The sequence below is a fragment of the Streptomyces sp. NPDC046303 genome (assembly GCF_055588085.1).
Genome location: NZ_JBVJFA010000012.1, coordinates 65,087 through 82,144, shown reverse-complemented (window position 1 = coordinate 82,144; position 17,058 = coordinate 65,087). Strand labels below are relative to the sequence as shown.

General features: G+C 74.3%; 1 protein-coding gene. It reads left to right on the top strand.

Annotation, left to right across the window (positions count from 1 at the left end; translation table 11 throughout):
- The first annotated feature begins 20 nt into the window (after window positions 1–20).
- Window positions 21–17,039: a type I polyketide synthase gene (locus tag ACZ6I1_RS14900; RefSeq protein WP_469287135.1), complete on the top strand. Its 17,019-nt coding sequence runs from the start codon at window positions 21–23 to the stop codon at window positions 17,037–17,039.
- Window positions 17,040–17,058: the final 19 nt, after the last annotated feature.

The window sequence follows — 17,058 nt, the reverse complement described above, 5'->3', positions numbered from 1 at the left end:
AGCCACTTCCTGTCGCAGTCATGGAGAACGCGACCCGCTTCCCCGGCAAGGTCGCTTTCGAGGATGACCGGCGGGCCGTCACCTACGGTGACCTGGAGGCGCGGACGCGCCGGCTCGCCGGACACCTGGCGGACCTCGGTGTCCAGCGCGGAGACCGGGTCGCCATCTGCCTCGGCAACACCGTGTCCACGGTGGAGAGCTACCTGGCGATCGTCCGCGCCTGCGGGATCGGGGTGCCGCTCAACCCCGCCTCGGCCCTGGCCGAGCTGGAGTACCTGCTCACCGACAGCGGGGCCACGGTGGTCATCACCGATCCCGTGCAGGCGGAGCGGCTCCGGGGCTCCTCCGCCGTCGCGGCCGGCATCACGCTGCTGGTGACGGGCGATGCACCGGCGCGGGCGGGCGCCCACTCGTACGACGAGCTCGCCGTCAGCGAGCCGTCCGGGCCGGCCCGGGACGACCTCGGCCTCGACGACGTGGCCTGGATGTTCTACACGTCGGGGACGACCGGCCGGCCCAAGGGCGTCCTGTCCACGCAGCGCAACTGCCTGTGGTCCGTGGCCTCCTGCTACGTGCCGATCCCGGGGCTGACGGAGCAGGACCGCGTCCTGTGGCCCCTCCCGCTGTTCCACAGCCTCTCGCACATCGCGTGCGTGCTGTCCGTGACCGTGGTCGGCGCCACCGCCCGCCTCATGGACGGGAGTTCCGCCGAGGACGTGATCACGGCCCTCCGCGAGGGCGGCGCCACCTTCCTGGCCGGTGTCCCCACCACCTACCACCACCTGGTGACGGCCGCTCAGCAGAACGGATTCTCCGCACCGTCCCTCCGGATCGGCCTGGTCGGCGGCGCCGTCACCGGATCGCGGCTGCGCCATGACTTCGGAGAGGTCTTCGGGGTCCCGCTGGTCGATGCCTACGGCAGCACCGAGACCTGCGGCGCCATCACCATCAACCCGCCGGACGGCGCCCGCGTCGACGGATCCTGCGGCCTGCCCGTGCCGGGCGTCGGGGTCCGCGTCGTCGACCCCGCCACCGGACTCGACGTCCCCGCGGGCCAGGAGGGGGAGGTGTGGGTCAGCGGACCGAACGTCATGGTCGGCTACCACAACAGCCCGGAGGCCACCGCCGCGGCGCTGCAGGACGGCTGGTACCGGACCGGCGACCTGGCCCGGCGTGACGACGCCGGCTACTTCACCATCTGCGGCCGGATCAAGGAACTCGTCATCCGGGGCGGGGAGAACATCCACCCCGAGGAAGTCGAGGCGGTACTGCGCACGGTCGAGGGCGTCGCCGATGCCGCGGTCGCCGGCGCGCCGCACGACACGCTCGGCGAGGTGCCGGTCGCCTACGTCATCCCAGGCCCCGCCGGATTCGACACGGCGGCGCTGGTCAACCGGTGCCGCGAACAGCTGTCCGCCTACAAGGTGCCGGAGCAGGTCCGCGAGGTCACCTCCATACCCCGGACCGCATCGGGCAAGACCCAGCGGCGCCTGCTGGCCGAGCAGCCGGGCCGGCTGCGGTACGCGGCCACCGGACACCACGACGGGCTGCTGACCCTCGACTGGATTCCCGCCGCAGCGCCGCAGGGCGCCGCCTCCGGGGCCCGTACCTGGGCGGTGGCCGGTGCGGGCGCCTCGGCGGCCGCAGTGGTCACCGCCCTGCGAACGGCCGGAGCCGCGGTGCGCCAGTACCCCGACCTCGCGTCGGTGCACGCCGCGGTGGCCGAGGGGGATGCGGCAGCCGAGGTGACGGTCCTCGTTCCGCCGTCGGTTCCCGCGGACACGCAGGATCCGATCGCCGCGGGACGCGCCAACGCCCGGCTCTTGGCGGAGCAGGTCCAGGACTGGCTGGTGCGCCCCGAGTCGGAGGCTTCCCGCCTGGTGGTCCTCACGCGCGGCGCGGTCGCCGCCGCCGCGGGGGACCGGGCGCAGAACCTCGCCGACGCTCCGGTCTGGGCCGTCGTCCGGTCCATCCAGGAGGACCGTCCGGCAGCGCTCACCCTTATCGACCTCGAGATCGACGTCGCGGCCGGCCTGGGCCCGGACGTCCTGCCGGCCGCGCTCGCGTGCGGCGAGCCGCAGCTCGCGGTGCGGTCGGACGCCCTGCTGGTCCCCCGGCTGCACCGCCTGCCCGTCGTCGACGCGCCGCAGCCGGAACCCTGGCCGGGCGCCACGGGCACCGTGGTGGTCACCGGAGCGGACACCGAGCACGGCGCGGCGATCGCCCACCGGCTGGCCACGGCCCACGGCGCGCAGAACCTGCTGCTCGTCACCTCCCCCGCCGGTAACGGCGCGACCGCATCCGGCGCCGACGCCGGACAGGGTCCCGCCGGGACCGGCGCCATCCGGGTGACCGCCGACGGAGCGGACCCGGAGCCGCTGCGGGCCGCGCTGGCCGACCTGCCGCGCCCGGTCACCGCAGTGGTCCACGCGGCCGATGACCTCGAACTCGCCCTGCGGCTGGACGACATGACCGCCGACGCCGAGCTCGCCGCCTTCGTCGTGGTCTCCGACCTCGCCGCGCTGCTGGGCGCGTCCGGCCACCCGGCGGAGGCCGTCGACGGCGTCCTGGCCGATGCGGTCGTCCGCAACCGGCGGCTGCGGAACCAGCCCGGCTCCTTCCTCGCCTGGGGCGCGTGGCCCGGCGGCCGCGACGCGGCGGACGACGAGACCACTCGGCTGCGCAGGCTGCTCCTCTCCGCGTTCGACGTCGTCATCACGACGGACCACCCCGCGCTGCTGGCCCTGAACGTGGCCGCACCGACCGCCGGCACGGACGAAGTCCCTGCGGTCCTGCGCGCCTTGGCCGACGACCCGGCGGGGCAGAGCAAGCCCGACACGGCCGTCACGGCAGCCCTGCGCGACCGCCTGGCCGGGCTGGACGAGCGCGCGCAGCTGGCGCGGCTCGAGGACCTGGTCCGTACCCAGGCCGCCGCCGTGCTGCAGCAGACCGGACCTGAACTGGTGCCGTCCGACCGCGCGTTCCGCGACATGGGCTTCACCTCGATGGCGATCGTCCAGTTGCGCAACCGGCTGTCGGAGAGCACCGGACTGCGCCTGGCCACCACCGTCGTCTTCGACCACCCCACTCCGGCGGCGCTGGCGGCCTGCCTGCGGGCCGAGGTCCTCGGCATCACCCGGGCCGAGGCGGAGCCGGCCATGGCGGCCGACCCCGATGAGCCGATCGCGATCGTGGGCATGGCGTGCCGGCTGCCGGGCGGCGTGGCCGGGCCGGAGGACCTGTGGCGGCTGGTGTCGGAGGGCCGGGACGCCCTGTCGTCCTTCCCCGACGACCGCGGCTGGGACCTGGAGGGCCTCTTCGACCCGGATCCGGACCGTGTGGGCACCTCCTACACCGATCGGGGCGGGTTCCTCCACGAGGCGGGCCTCTTCGACGCCGGCTTCTTCGGGATCTCGCCGCGTGAGGCCCTCGCCATGGACCCGCAGCAGCGGCTGCTGCTGGAGACCTCCTGGGAGGCACTGGAACGAGCGGGCATCGACCCGTTCGCGCTGAAGGGCGCCGACGTCGGGGTGTTCTCCGGGCTGTTCGGCCAGGGATACGGCACCGGCGCCGCTGCGGCCGCACCGGAGCTGGAAGGCTTCACGACCACGGGACTGGCGCCGAGCGTGGCGTCCGGCCGCGTCTCCTACGTGCTCGGCCTCGAGGGCCCGGCGGTGTCGGTGGACACGGCCTGCTCCTCGTCGCTGGTCGCGATGCACCTCGCCGCGCAGGCACTGCGGCAGGGCGAGTGCTCCATGGCGCTGGCCGGCGGCGTGTCGGTGATGGCCACGCCGGGCCACTTCGTGGAGTTCTCCCGGCAGCGCGCTCTGGCCGCTGACGGGCGCTGCAAGGCCTTCGCCGACGGCGCGGACGGCACCGGCTGGGCCGAGGGCGTCGGCGTCGTGGTGCTGGAGCGGCTGTCGGTGGCGCGCGAGCGCGGCCACCGGGTCCTCGCCGTGCTCCGGGGCAGCGCCGTGAACCAGGACGGCGCCTCCAACGGGCTGACCGCGCCGAACGGGCTGTCGCAGCAGCAGGTGATCCGCCGGGCGCTGGCCGGCGCCGGACTGGTCCCGGCGGACGTGGACGTGGTCGAGGCCCACGGGACCGGTACGTCCTTGGGCGACCCGATCGAGGCACAGGCGCTGGTGGCCACGTACGGCCAGGGCCGGGAGCCGGAGCGGCCGCTGTGGCTGGGCTCGTTGAAGTCGAACATCGGTCACACGCAGGCCGCCGCGGGCGTGGCCGGTGTGATCAAGATGGTGCAGGCGCTGCGGCACGGCATGCTGCCGGCGACGCTGCACGTGGACGCGCCCACGACGCAGGTGGACTGGTCGGCGGGAGCGGTGGAGCTGCTGACCGAGGCGCGGGAGTGGCCGAGGAACGGCCGTCCGCGCCGGGCCGGCGTCTCCTCGTTCGGCGTGAGCGGGACGAACGCGCACCTCATCCTGGAAGAGGCGCCCGCTGAAGAGGCGCAGCAGCCGGTGGCGTCCGCCGGGGCCGTGCCGCTGGTCGTGACGGCGGGGACCGCCGGTTCCCTGGCCGGTCAGGCCGGCCGGCTGGCGGCGTTCGTCGAGAACACCGACGGGGTGTCCCTGGCGGACGTGGCCGGAGCGCTCGTGTCGACCCGCGCGGTCTTCGGTGAGCGCGCGGTGGTCGTCGCCGACTCGGCCGAGGAAGCGCTGACGAGGCTCCGGGCCCTGGCGCAGGGCGAGAGCGCGCCTGGTGTGGTGTCCGGCGGCTCCGGTTCCCCGGGCAAGGTCGTGTGGGTGTTCCCGGGTCAGGGTTCGCAGTGGGCGGGCATGGGCCGTGAACTCCTCGACTCCTCCCCGGTCTTCGCGGAGCGGATCGCGGAGTGTGCGGCTGCGCTGGAGCCGTGGGTGGACTGGTCGCTGATGGCGGTGCTGCGGGGTGAGACCGAGCCCGAGCTGATGGAGCGGGTCGACGTGCTCCAGCCCGCGAGCTTCGCGGTGATGGTGGGTCTGGCGGCGGTGTGGCAGTCCGTGGGCGTCAAGCCGGACGCGGTGCTGGGTCACTCGCAGGGTGAGATCGCTGCCGCGTGTGTGGCGGGTGCCCTGTCGCTGGAGGATGCGGCGCGTGTGGTGGCGCTGCGCAGCCAGGCGATCGCCAAGGACCTGGCCGGGCGGGGCGGTATGGCCTCGGTCGCGCTGAGCGAGGCCGAAGCGGTCGCGCGTCTGGAGCGGTGGGCCGACCGCGTGGAGGTGGCCGCGGTCAACGGGCCGTCGTCCGTGGTCATCGCCGGTGACGCCGAGGCGCTGGACGAGGCCCTGGAGGCCCTGTCCGGCGACGGTGTCCGCGTGCGCCGCGTCGCCGTGGACTACGCCTCCCACACCCGGCACGTGGAGGACATCCGCGAGGCCCTCGCCGAGACGCTCGCGGGGATCGATGCGCTGGCCCCGAAGGTGCCGTTCTACTCGACGGTCACCGGCACGTGGATCGAGGAGGCCGGTGTACTCGACGGCGGCTACTGGTACCGCAACCTGCGCGGCCAGGTGGGCTTCGGCCCGGCCGTCGCGGGCCTCGTCGAGCAGGGCCATGGCGTGTTCGTGGAGGTCAGTGCCCACCCGGTGCTGGTCCAGCCGATCACCGAGACCGTCGACGCCGCCGGTACCGAGGCGGTGGTGACGGGTTCGCTGCGGCGTGAGGACGGCGGTCTGCGACGGCTGCTGGTCTCGATGGCCGAGCTGTTCGTCCGCGGCGTGGCCGTGGACTGGAAGGGTGTTCTGCCGGCCGGCGCCACCGACGCCCGCGTGGACCTGCCGACCTACGCCTTCGAGCACCGGCACTACTGGCTCCAGGCGGCCGAGTCGGCCACGGACGCCGCGTCGCTGGGACTCGCCGCGGCCGGTCACCCGCTGCTGGGCGCGGTCGTCGGCATGCCGGACTCGGCCGGCCTCATGGCCACGTCGAGCTGGTCGCTCCGCTCGCACCCCTGGCTCGCGGACCACCAGGTGTCCGACTCCGTCGTGGTACCGAACGCAGCCCTGGTCGAGCTGTCGATCCGGCTCGGTGACCTGGTGGCCGCCCCCGTACTCGACGAACTGACCGTCGACGCGCCCGTGGTCATGCCGCAGCGCGGCAGCCGCAGCATCCAGGTGGCCGTCGGCGAGCCCGACGGGGCACGACGGCGTTCGGTGGAGATCTACTCCCGCGCCGCGGACGCCCCTCTGGACGCGCCGTGGACGCGCCACGCGCACGGTGCGCTGGCTCCCACCGCCACCGGCGTGATGCCCCCGAGCACCGGGCCCGCCACCGAAGTCGCCCTGGACGGTACCGCCCTCCGTGATGCGGGCCGCTACGGCGTGCACCCCGCCCTGCTGGACGCCGCCGTCCGCACGGTCCTCTCCGACGGCATGCTCCCGTCCGTGTGGACCGGTGTCTCCCTGCTGGCATCCGGCGCCACCGCGCTGCACGTGCGCGAGGGCGGAACGTCGACCGAGGGCACCGGTCTGCAGCTGACCGACCCGACGGGGCAGCCCGTCATGGCCGTCCAAGCCGTCCGCGGAACTCCGTTCTCACCCGAACAGGCTGGGATCACCGGAGCGTTGACGCACGACGCCCTGTTCCGCGTCGACTGGACCCCGTGTGCGCTTCCCGCCGTGGAGCGGCCCCTCGACATCGTGCCCGTCGCCACCGCCGAGGACGTCGCCGCCTCGGCCCGAACGGCCGCCCCGGCGCCCGGCGTCCTGCTGTACGAGGTCGAGGCCGGCAGCGCCGCGGCGAACGCCGACCCCCGCGCCTCGGTCAACGCGGCACTGGCCGTACTCCAGGCCTGGCTGGCCGAACCGGCCCTCGCCGAGACCCGGTTGGCCGTGGTCACCGGAGACTGCGACGCCGACCTCGACGCGGCAGCGGTATGGGGCCTGGTGCGCTCGGCGCAGTCGGAGCACCCGGACCGGATCGTGCTGGCCGACCTCGACGACGCCTCCCGGTCCGCCCTGCCGGGCGTGGTACTGAGCGGCGAACCCCAGATGAGGGTGCGCGGCGGCGTGGCGGAGGTGCCCCGGCTGGCCCGCGTGGCCGTCCCGCCGGGCGGAGCGGTTCCCGGCGCCGGGCAGCACCCCCGCCCGCTCGACACCGAAGGCACCGTACTGATCACCGGTGGCACCGGAACGCTGGGTGCGATGACCGCACGGCACCTGGTCACCGCGTACGGCATCAGGCACCTGGTCCTCGCCGGCCGCCGCGGCCATGCCCCGGAACTCCACGAAGAGCTGACCGCGCTGGGCGCGTCCGTCACCATCGCCGCGTGCGACACGGCCGACCGCTCCCAACTCGAGGCGCTCCTGCGGGAGATACCTGCCGAGCACCCGCTCACCGCCGTGGTGCACTCCGCCGGTGTCCTCGACGACGGGGTGCTCACCGAGCTGACCCCGGAACGCGTCGACACCGTGCTGCGGCCGAAGGTGGACGCGGCGCTGCACCTGCACGAGCTGACCCGCGACCTGGACCTCGCCGCGTTCGTGCTGTTCTCCTCGGCCGCGGGCGTGCTGGGCAACCCCGGACAGGCCAACTACGCCGCGGCCAACGCCTGGCTGGACGCGCTGGCACGCCGGAGGCACGGCCTCGGTCTGCCGGCCGTCTCCCTCGCCTGGGGCTACTGGGCGACGGTCAGCTTCATGACCGAGCACCTGAGCGCCGCCGACCTGCGACGCAACAAGCGCATCGGGATGAGCGGCCTCTCCGGCACCGAGGGAATGGCCCTCCTGGACGCCGCCCTGGGCGGCACCGACGCGGGCACCGCCGCCGCCCTGGTGGCGGCGAAGTTCGACGTGTCCGCTCTGCGGGCCGCGGCGGCCGACGCTCCGGTCCCGCCGCTGCTGCGGGGTCTGGCCCCGTCGCCGCGGCCGGCGGCACGTGCCGCCGCTCCGTCCGGGCCCGCGTCCCTGCGGGAGCGCATCGCCGGTCTGGGCGACGCCGAGCAGACCGAGGCCCTGGTCGAGCTGGTACGGCGGAACGCGGCCGAGGTGCTCGGACACGCCACCGCCGACGCCGTCCATGCCGACCGGACCTTCAAGGAGGCCGGATTCGACTCCCTGATGGCGGTGGAGCTGCGCAACCGGCTCGCCGCCGCGACCGGGCTCACCCTCTCCCCGGTGATGATCTTCGACTATCCGAAGCCGACGACGCTCGCCGAGCACCTGCGCACCAAGCTCTTCGGCGGCACGTCGGAGCGACCCTCCGCGCCGGTCGCCACCGTCGCGACGGAGGACGAGCCGATCGCGATCGTGGCGATGGCATGCCGCTTCCCCGGCGGCGTGAACAGCCCGGAGGACCTGTGGCGCGTGGTGGCCGACGGGATCGACGTCGTCACCGAGTTCCCCGACGACCGGGGCTGGGACATCGACCGGCTCTTCCACGAGGATCCCGACCACGCCGGCACCACGTACGTACGCCACGGCGCGTTCCTCGATGACGCCGCCGGGTTCGACGCCGCGTTCTTCGGCATCTCGCCGAACGAGGCCCTCGCCATGGACCCGCAGCAGCGGCTGCTGCTGGAAACGTCCTGGGAGGCGTTCGAGCGGGCCGCGATCGACCCGACCACGCTCGCCGGAGAAGACGTCGGCGTGTTCGTCGGAGTCAACAGCCACGACTACAGCATGCGGATGCACCAGGCGTCCGGCGTCGAGGGATTCCGCCTCACCGGCGGTTCGGGCAGCGTCACCTCCGGCCGCATCGCCTACCACCTCGGCTTCGAGGGTCCCGCCCTCACCGTCGACACGGCCTGCTCCTCCTCGCTGGTGGCCCTGCACCTGGCGGCGCAGGCGCTGAACCGGGGCGAGTGCTCGATGGCACTGGCCGGCGGTGTGATGGTGATGGGCACCGTGGAGACGTTCGTCGAGTTCTCCCGGCAGCGCGGACTGGCCCCCGACGGCCGGTGCAAGGCCTTCGCGGACGGCGCGGACGGCACCGGCTGGTCCGAGGGCGCCGGGCTGCTCCTGGTGGAGCGGCTGTCGGACGCCCGGCGCCGGGGCCACCAGGTGCTGGCCGTGGTCCGCGGCTCGGCCGTGAACCAGGACGGCGCGTCGAACGGCCTGACCGCGCCGAACGGTCCCGCGCAGCAGCGGGTGATCCGCAAGGCCCTGGCCGGTGCCGGGCTCGCCCCGTCCGACGTGGACGTGGTGGAGGCGCACGGCACGGGTACGACGCTGGGCGACCCGATCGAGGCCGAGGCGCTCCTGGCGACCTACGGCCAGGACCGGCAGGGCGACGAGCCGCTGTGGCTCGGTTCCGTGAAGTCGAACATCGGGCACACCCAGGGTGCGGCGGGTGTCGCGGGCGTGATCAAGATGGTCATGGCCATGCGGCACGACGTCCTGCCCAAGACGCTGCACGTGGACCGTCCCTCGACCCACGTCGACTGGTCCGCGGGCGCCGTGGAACTGCTGACCGAGGCCCGCGACTGGCCGAGGAACGGCCGGCCCCGCCGGGCCGGCGTGTCCTCCTTCGGCATCGGCGGCACCAACGCGCACGTCGTCCTCGAAGAGGCCCCCCAGCAGCCGGTCACGCCGGAGCCGGAGCCCCTGCCGGCACCCGGGCCCGCGGGCGTCCCCGTACCGGTCCCCGTATCGGCGCGGACCCCGGCCGCACTGCGCGGCCAGGCCGAGCGGCTCGCCCGCTTCCTCGACGACCGGCCCGGCCTGCGCCTCACCGACGCCGCGCACGCCCTGGCCACCACGCGTGCCCAGCTCGACCACCGTGCCGTCGTCCTGGCCTCCGACCGGGAACAGCTCACCGCTGACCTGAGCGCCTTCGGACGCGGTGACGCCGCCCCCGCGGTCGTCTCCGGCACCCCGGCCCCGGGCAAGCTGGCCCTCCTCTTCACGGGCCAGGGCAGCCAGTGGGCCGGCATGGGCCGCGAACTCGCCGCGACCCACCCGGTCTTCCGCGAGGCCTTCGCCGCCGCGTGCGCCGCCGTGGAAGAGCACCTGCGCGACCACGGGGCGCGCCCGCTGCGCGAGGTGGTGTTCGCCGCCCCCGGCACGCCCGACAGCGAACTGCTCGACCGGACCATGTACACGCAGGGCGCCCTGTTCGCCCTGGAGACCGCGCTGTTCCGGCTCTTCGAGTCCTGGGGGGTCCGACCGGACCTCCTCGCCGGCCACTCGATCGGCGAGATCACCGCCGCGCACGTCTCCGGCGTGCTCACCCTGGACGAGGCCGGCAAACTGGTCGCCGCGCGCGGCCGGTTGATGCAGGCCCTGCCCGAAGGCGGCGCCATGGTCGCCGTCCAGGCGACCGAGGCCGACGTCGCGCCCCTGCTGGAGCGGGCGAACGGTGCGGTGTGCGTCGCCGCCGTGAACGGCCCCGACGCGCTGGTGCTCTCCGGCGTCGAGGACGCCGTGCTCGCCCTCGCCGGGGAACTGGCGGGCCAGGGGCGCAAGACGCGCAGGCTGCAGGTCAGCCACGCCTTCCACTCCCAGCTCATGGAGCCCATGCTCGACGAGTTCCGCACGGTCGCGGAAAGCCTCTCGTACCGGCCGGGTGTCCTTCCGGTCGTGTCCACCCTGACGGGCGAGCTCGTCGGGGAGGGGCAGCTGAGCAGCCCCGCGTACTGGGTCGACCAGGTACGCAGCGCCGTGCGGTTCAGCGACGCGGTCACCTCGCTGAGCGGCCAGGGAGCGACGACGTTCCTCGAGATCGGCCCCGGGGGCGCCCTCGCGGCGATGGCGCTCGGCACGCTCGGCGCGCCGGAGCAGAGCTGCATCGCCACCCTGCGCAAGAACGGCGCGGAGGCCGCCGACGTCGTGACCGCCCTCGCCGCACTGCACGTACGCGGTGTGGCCCTGGACTGGGCGACCGTCCTCGGCCGCCCGGCCACGGCGGCCGGAACCGACCTGCCCACCTACGCGTTCCAGCACCAGCGGTACTGGGTCGAGTCCGACGAGACCCCGGCCGGCGGCGCGGAAGCGCTCGGCGCCTCCAGTGCCCGGCACCCGCTGCTCGGCACCGTCATCGACATGCCGGGCGACGACGGCGACCACGGCGACCACGGCGTCGTGCTCACCGGGCAGCTGTCGCCCCGCAGCCTGAGCCGGTTCCCCGGCCGGGTGACCGCGGACGGCACGACCAGGATCCCGGCCGCCGCGCTCCTGGAGATGATCGTCCGGGCCGCCGACGAGGTGGCCTGCGGAAGCGTCGAACAGATCGTCGTCGAGGCGCCTTTGACGGTGCCGGAGCACGGAAACGCCCAGGTACGGGTGTCGGTGGACGGCCCCGGCCCCGACGGCCGGCGCCGGGCCCGCGTCCACACGCGGCCCCTCGACCCGGAGCGGGCGCCCTGGACCTGCCACGCACGAGCCGTGCTGGTTCCCGGAATGCCGCAGCCGGCCTTCGACCTGCGGACCTGGCCGCTGCCCGCCGACGGTGGCGCGCTCCTGCCGGGGGCGCACCGGGTGTGGCAGCAGGACGGGCAGATCTTCGCGGAGCTCGCCCTCCCGGACGAACTAGCCGATGAGGCCTCCGAGTTCACGCTCCACCCGGCGCTCCTCGACACGGCACTGCGCGTCCTGGACTCCCGTACCGCCGGCAACCCGCCGACGGCCGGACACCGTGTCGCCGACCGTGACCTGTCCGCGTCCACCGGTCTGGCCGTGTACGCGGAAGGCGCCGCCTCGCTGCGGCTGCGGATCACGCCGGACGCGGACGGCCGCCACCTGCTCGAGCTCGCGGACGCCACCGGCGAACCGGTCGCGCTCCTCGGCCCGCTGACCCTGGCCGCCCCGCCCCACGAGGGCGCGGCGGAGAGCGCCGGCGCACCGGCCGGGCCCGTGGCCGCGGCTGCCGACGCGCAGACGCCGTCCGCCGCCGTCACCCGGCGCGTGGTGTCGCGCAGCGAAGGAGCGGGCGAGGCGATCGCCGGCCGGCTGGCGGGACTGTCCGCCGCGGAGCAGCACCAGGTCCTGGCGGACATGGTCCAGGAGACCACGGCGGTCGTACTCGGCCACCGCGACGCCGACGGCTTCGACGCGGAGCAGTCCTTCAAGAGCCTCGGCTTCGACTCCCTCAGCGCGGTGAAGTTCTGCAACCGCCTGCGCGACCTCACCGGGGTGAACCTGCCCAGCACGCTGGTCTTCGACTACCCGACACCGGCCGTTCTCGCGGACTACCTGCGGGCCGAACTGCTCGGTGAGGGCGTCACGGTGCCCACCGCGCCCACGGCGGCGCCGGTCTCCGACGAGCCCATCGCGATCGTCGCGATGAGCACGCGCCTGCCGGGCGGAGCCGACAGCCCCGAGGAACTGTGGAAGCTGGTGGCCGAGCAGCGCGACGCGGTGTCCGGCTTCCCCCTCGACCGCGACTGGGACCTCGAGGGCCTCTACCACCCGGACCCCGCCCACCCGGGTACCAGCTACACCCGCTCGGGCGGATTCCTCCACGAGGCCGCGCAGTTCGACGCCGGGCTCTTCGGGATCTCCCCGCGCGAGGCCCTCGCCATGGATCCCCAGCAGCGGCTGCTGCTGGAGACCTCCTGGGAGGCGCTGGAACGGGCGGGCATCGACCCGCTGTCCGTCAGGGGCCGTGACATCGGCGTCTTCACGGGAATCGTCCACCACGACTACGTGACCCGCCTCCACCAGGTCCCCGAAGACGTCCAGGGCTACCTCATGACCGGTACGGCGGCCAGCGTGGCCTCGGGCCGCGTCTCGTACGTGTTCGGATTCGAGGGACCGGCGGTCACCGTCGACACGGCGTGCTCCTCGTCGCTGGTCGCGATGCACCTGGCGGCGCAGGCACTGCGGCAGGGCGAGTGCTCGATGGCGCTCGCCGGCGGTGCGACGGTCATGGCCAGTCCGGACGCCTTCATGGAGTTCTCGCGGCAGCGGGGCCTGTCCGCCGACGGGCGCTGCAAGGCGTTCTCCTCGGAGGCGGACGGCACCGGCTGGGCCGAGGGCGTCGGCGTGGTGGTGCTGGAGCGGCTGTCGGTGGCGCGTGAGCGCGGTCACCGGGTCCTGGCGGTGCTGCGCGGCAGCGCCGTCAACCAGGACGGCGCCTCCAACGGTCTGACCGCCCCGAACGGGCCCTCGCAGCAGCGGGTGATCCGCCGGGCACTGGACACGGCCGGACTCACTCCGGCGGACGTCGACGTCGTGGAGGCCCACGGAACCGGTACGGCCCTGGGCGACCCGATCGAAGCGCAGGCGCTGCTCGCCACGTACGGCCAGGGCCGCGACCCGGAACGGCCGCTGTGGCTCGGCTCGCTGAAGTCCAACATCGGTCACACCCAGGCGGCAGCCGGCGTGGCCGGTGTGATCAAGATGGTCATGGCCATGCAGCACGGCATCATGCCCGCCACGCTCCACGTGGACGAGCCCACGAGCCAGGTCGACTGGTCCGCCGGCGCGGTGGAGCTGCTGACGGAGGCCCGCGCGTGGCCGCAGCACGGCCGCCCGCGCCGGGCCGCGGTCTCCTCCTTCGGAGCCAGCGGAACGAACGCGCACCTGATCCTGGAGGAGGCACCGCCGCAGGAGGCGGAGCCCGTCCCGGCGGAGCCGGCGCCCGCGGGTGTCGTCCCGCTGGTGGTGTCGGCGCGCAGCGCCGCTTCCCTGGCCGGTCAGGCCGGGCGGCTGGCGGCGTTCGTCGAGAACACCGACGGGGTGTCCCTGGCGGACGTGGCCGGATCGCTGCTGTCGAGCCGTGCGGTGCTGGGTGAGCGCGCGGTCGTGGTGGCCGGCTCCGACGAGGAGGCGCTGGCAGGACTGCAGGCGCTGGCCCGGGGCGAGAGCGCACCCGGTGTGGTGTCCGGCAGCGCCGCGTCGGGCAAGCCGGGCAAGGTCGTGTGGGTGTTCCCCGGCCAGGGCTCCCAGTGGGCGGGCATGGGCCGCGAACTCCTCGACTCCTCCCCGGTCTTCGCCGAGCGCATCGCCGCATGCGCCGCCGCACTGGAGCCGTGGGTCGACTGGGACCTGATCGACGTCCTGCGCGGCGAGAGCGAACCCGAGCTCATCGAGCGGGTCGACGTACTCCAGCCGGCCAGCTTCGCCGTGATGGTGGGCCTGGCAGCGGTGTGGCAGTCCGTGGGCGTCGAGCCGGGCGCGGTGCTCGGCCACTCCCAGGGCGAGATCGCCGCCGCCTGTGTCGCCGGGGCGCTGTCCCTGGACGACGCGGCGCGCGTGGTGGCCCTGCGCAGCCAGGTCATCGCGAAGGACCTGGCCGGGCGGGGCGGCATGGCGTCCGTCGCGCTCAGCGCGGACGAGGCCGTCGCCCGTCTGGAGCGGTGGGCGGACCGGGTCGAAGTCGCCGCGGTCAACGGCCCGGCGTCGGTGGTCATCGCCGGTGACGCCGAGGCCCTGGACGAGGCCCTGGAGGCCCTGTCGGGCGAAGGCGTCCGGGTGCGCCGCGTCGCGGTGGACTACGCCTCGCACACCCGGCACGTCGAGGACGTCCGCGACACCCTGGCCGAAGCACTGGCCGGGATCGGCGCGCAGGCGCCGAAGGTGCCCTTCTACTCCACCGCGACCGGCGGCTGGGTGGCGGACGCCGGCGTGCTCGACGGCGACTACTGGTACCGCAACCTGCGCGGCCAGGTGGGCTTCGGTCCCGCCGTGGCCGAGCTGATGGGCCAGGGCCACGGCGTGTTCGTGGAGGTCAGTGCCCACCCGGTGCTGGTCCAGCCGATCACCGAGACCGCCGACGCCACCGAGACCGACGCGGTGGTGACCGGTTCGCTGCGGCGCCAGGACGGCGGCCCGCGACGGCTGCTCGCCTCGATGGCCGAACTGTTCGTCCGCGGTATCGCGCTCGACTGGAACGGGATGCTGCCGCAGACGGGGGCCTCCCGGCGCGTGGACCTGCCGACCTACGCCTTCGACCGCCAGCGCTACTGGCTGCAGGAGGCGGAAGGGGCCGCCGAAGCCGCAGATGCGGCCGAAGGCGCGGACTCCGACTTCTGGACCGCGGTCGAGCAGGCCGACCTGGACTCCCTCGGCGCGCTGCTCGAGATGGCGTCGACCGACGAGCGCAGCGCCCTGAACACCGTCGTGCCCGTACTGGCGCAGTGGCGGGGCAAGCGCCGCGAGAGGTCGACGGCGGAGAAGCTGCGCTACCACGTCACCTGGCAGCCGCTCGACCACGAAGCGGCCGGCGTACCGGGCGGCCGCTGGCTGGTCGTCGTACCGTCCGGACGCCCGGACGGCAGTGCGGCCGACGCCCTCCTGGACGAGCTGACCGGTCTCGGACTCGGCACCGTCCTGCTGGAGGTCGGCGAGGGCGACCGCACCCGCAAGCAGCTCGCCGAGCGGCTGGCCGCGATCCTGGCCGAACACGACCTGACCGGCGTGCTGTCCCTGCTCGCCATGGACCAGCAGACCGGAACCGGTCCGCAGGACCCCACCGCGGCCACGGCGCCCACGCTCGCGCTGATCCAGGCCCTGGGCGACAACAACGCCGCGCAGCCCCTCTGGTGCCTGACCAGGGGCGCCGTGAACATCGGCATCCACGACACCCTCGCCTCACCGGCGCAGGCGTCGCTGTGGGGCCTCGGCCGCGCGGCCGCGCTGGAACGGCTCGACCGCTGGGGCGGTCTGGTCGACCTGCCCGTCACCAACGACCCGCGCACGGCCCAGTACCTGCTCGGAGTGCTCAACTCCGCCGCCGGTGAGGACCAGCTCGCGGTCCGGCGCTCGGGCGTCTACACCCGACGGCTGGTGCGCAAGCCCGTACCGGACTCCACCGGAGACACCGGCTGGCACCCGCGGGGCACGGTCCTGGTGACCGGCGGCGCCGAAGGACTCGGCAAGCACGTCTCGCTCTGGCTCGCCCAGGCCGGCGCCGACCGCCTCGTCATCACGACCACCGCGCACGCACCCGACCGGAGCGTGCCCGAACTGCGCGCCGAACTGGCGGGGCTGGGCCTGGCCACCACGGTGGAGTCCTGCGAGGACACCGACCGGGACGCGCTCGCACAGCTGGTGTCCGCGACGGACGCGGAGCGGCCGCTCACGGCCGTGGTGCACGCCGCCGACATCCAGCAGACCAGCTCCATCGACGACACCGGCGTGGACGACCTCGCCGAGGTGTTCGCCGCCAAGGTGGACACGGCCGTATGGCTCGACGAGCTGTTCGAGAGCACGCCGCTCGACGCGTTCGTCGTGTTCTCCTCGATCGCCGGCGTGTGGGGCGGCGGCGGCCAGGGCCCGTCCGGAGCGGCGAACGCCGTCCTCGACGCCCTGATCGAGTGGCGCCGCGCCCGCGGACTGCGGGCGACGTCGATCGCCTGGGGAGCCCTCGACCAGATCGGCGTGGGCATGGACGAGGCAGCCCTCGCACAGCTGCGCCGCCGCGGTGTCCTTCCCATGGGCCCGCAGCTGGCGGTGACGGCGATGGTGCAGGCGGTACAGGGCAACGAGAAGTTCGTGGCCGTCGCCGACATGGACTGGGGCGCGTTCATTCCCGCGTTCACCTCGGTCCGCACCAGCCCCCTGTTCGCCGATCTGCCCGAGGCGAGGCAAGCGCTTCAGGCCCTGCAGGGCGACGGCGAGAACAGCGAGGCCGCCTCGTCCCTCGCGGACTCCCTGCGGGCGGTCGCGGAAGCCGAGCAGAACCGCATCCTGCTCCGCCTGGTCCGCGGCCACGCCTCGACGGTCCTCGGCCACAGCGGCGCGGAGGGCATCGGCCCGCGCCAGGCGTTCCAGGAGGTCGGCTTCGACTCGCTCGCCGCCGTCAACCTGCGCAACAGCCTGAACGCGGCCACCGGACTGCGCCTGCCCGCGACGCTGATCTTCGACTACCCCACGCCGGAAGCGCTGGTCGGCTACCTGCGCTCCGAGCTCCTGCGGGAGACCGACGACGGCCTGGACGAGCGGGAGGAAGAACTCCGGCAGGTCCTGGCGTCCGTGCCGTTCGCCCGGTTCAAGGAGGCCGGCGTACTGGACACCCTCCTCGGCCTGGCCGAGACCGGCGCGGACGCGGATGCGGACGCCCTGGAAGCGGAACCGTCGGCGGCCGCCGCCGACGTGGAACTGATCGATGCCATGGACGTTGCCGACCTGGTGCAACGGGCCCTGGGCAAGACGAGCTGATCGCCTGTGAACGAATCGT

Excerpts from the sequence above, each read along its gene's own strand:
- ACZ6I1_RS14900 (WP_469287135.1), top strand. The coding sequence starts at position 21 with ATGGAGAACGCGACCCGCTTCCCCGGCAAGGTCGCTTTCGAGGATGAC.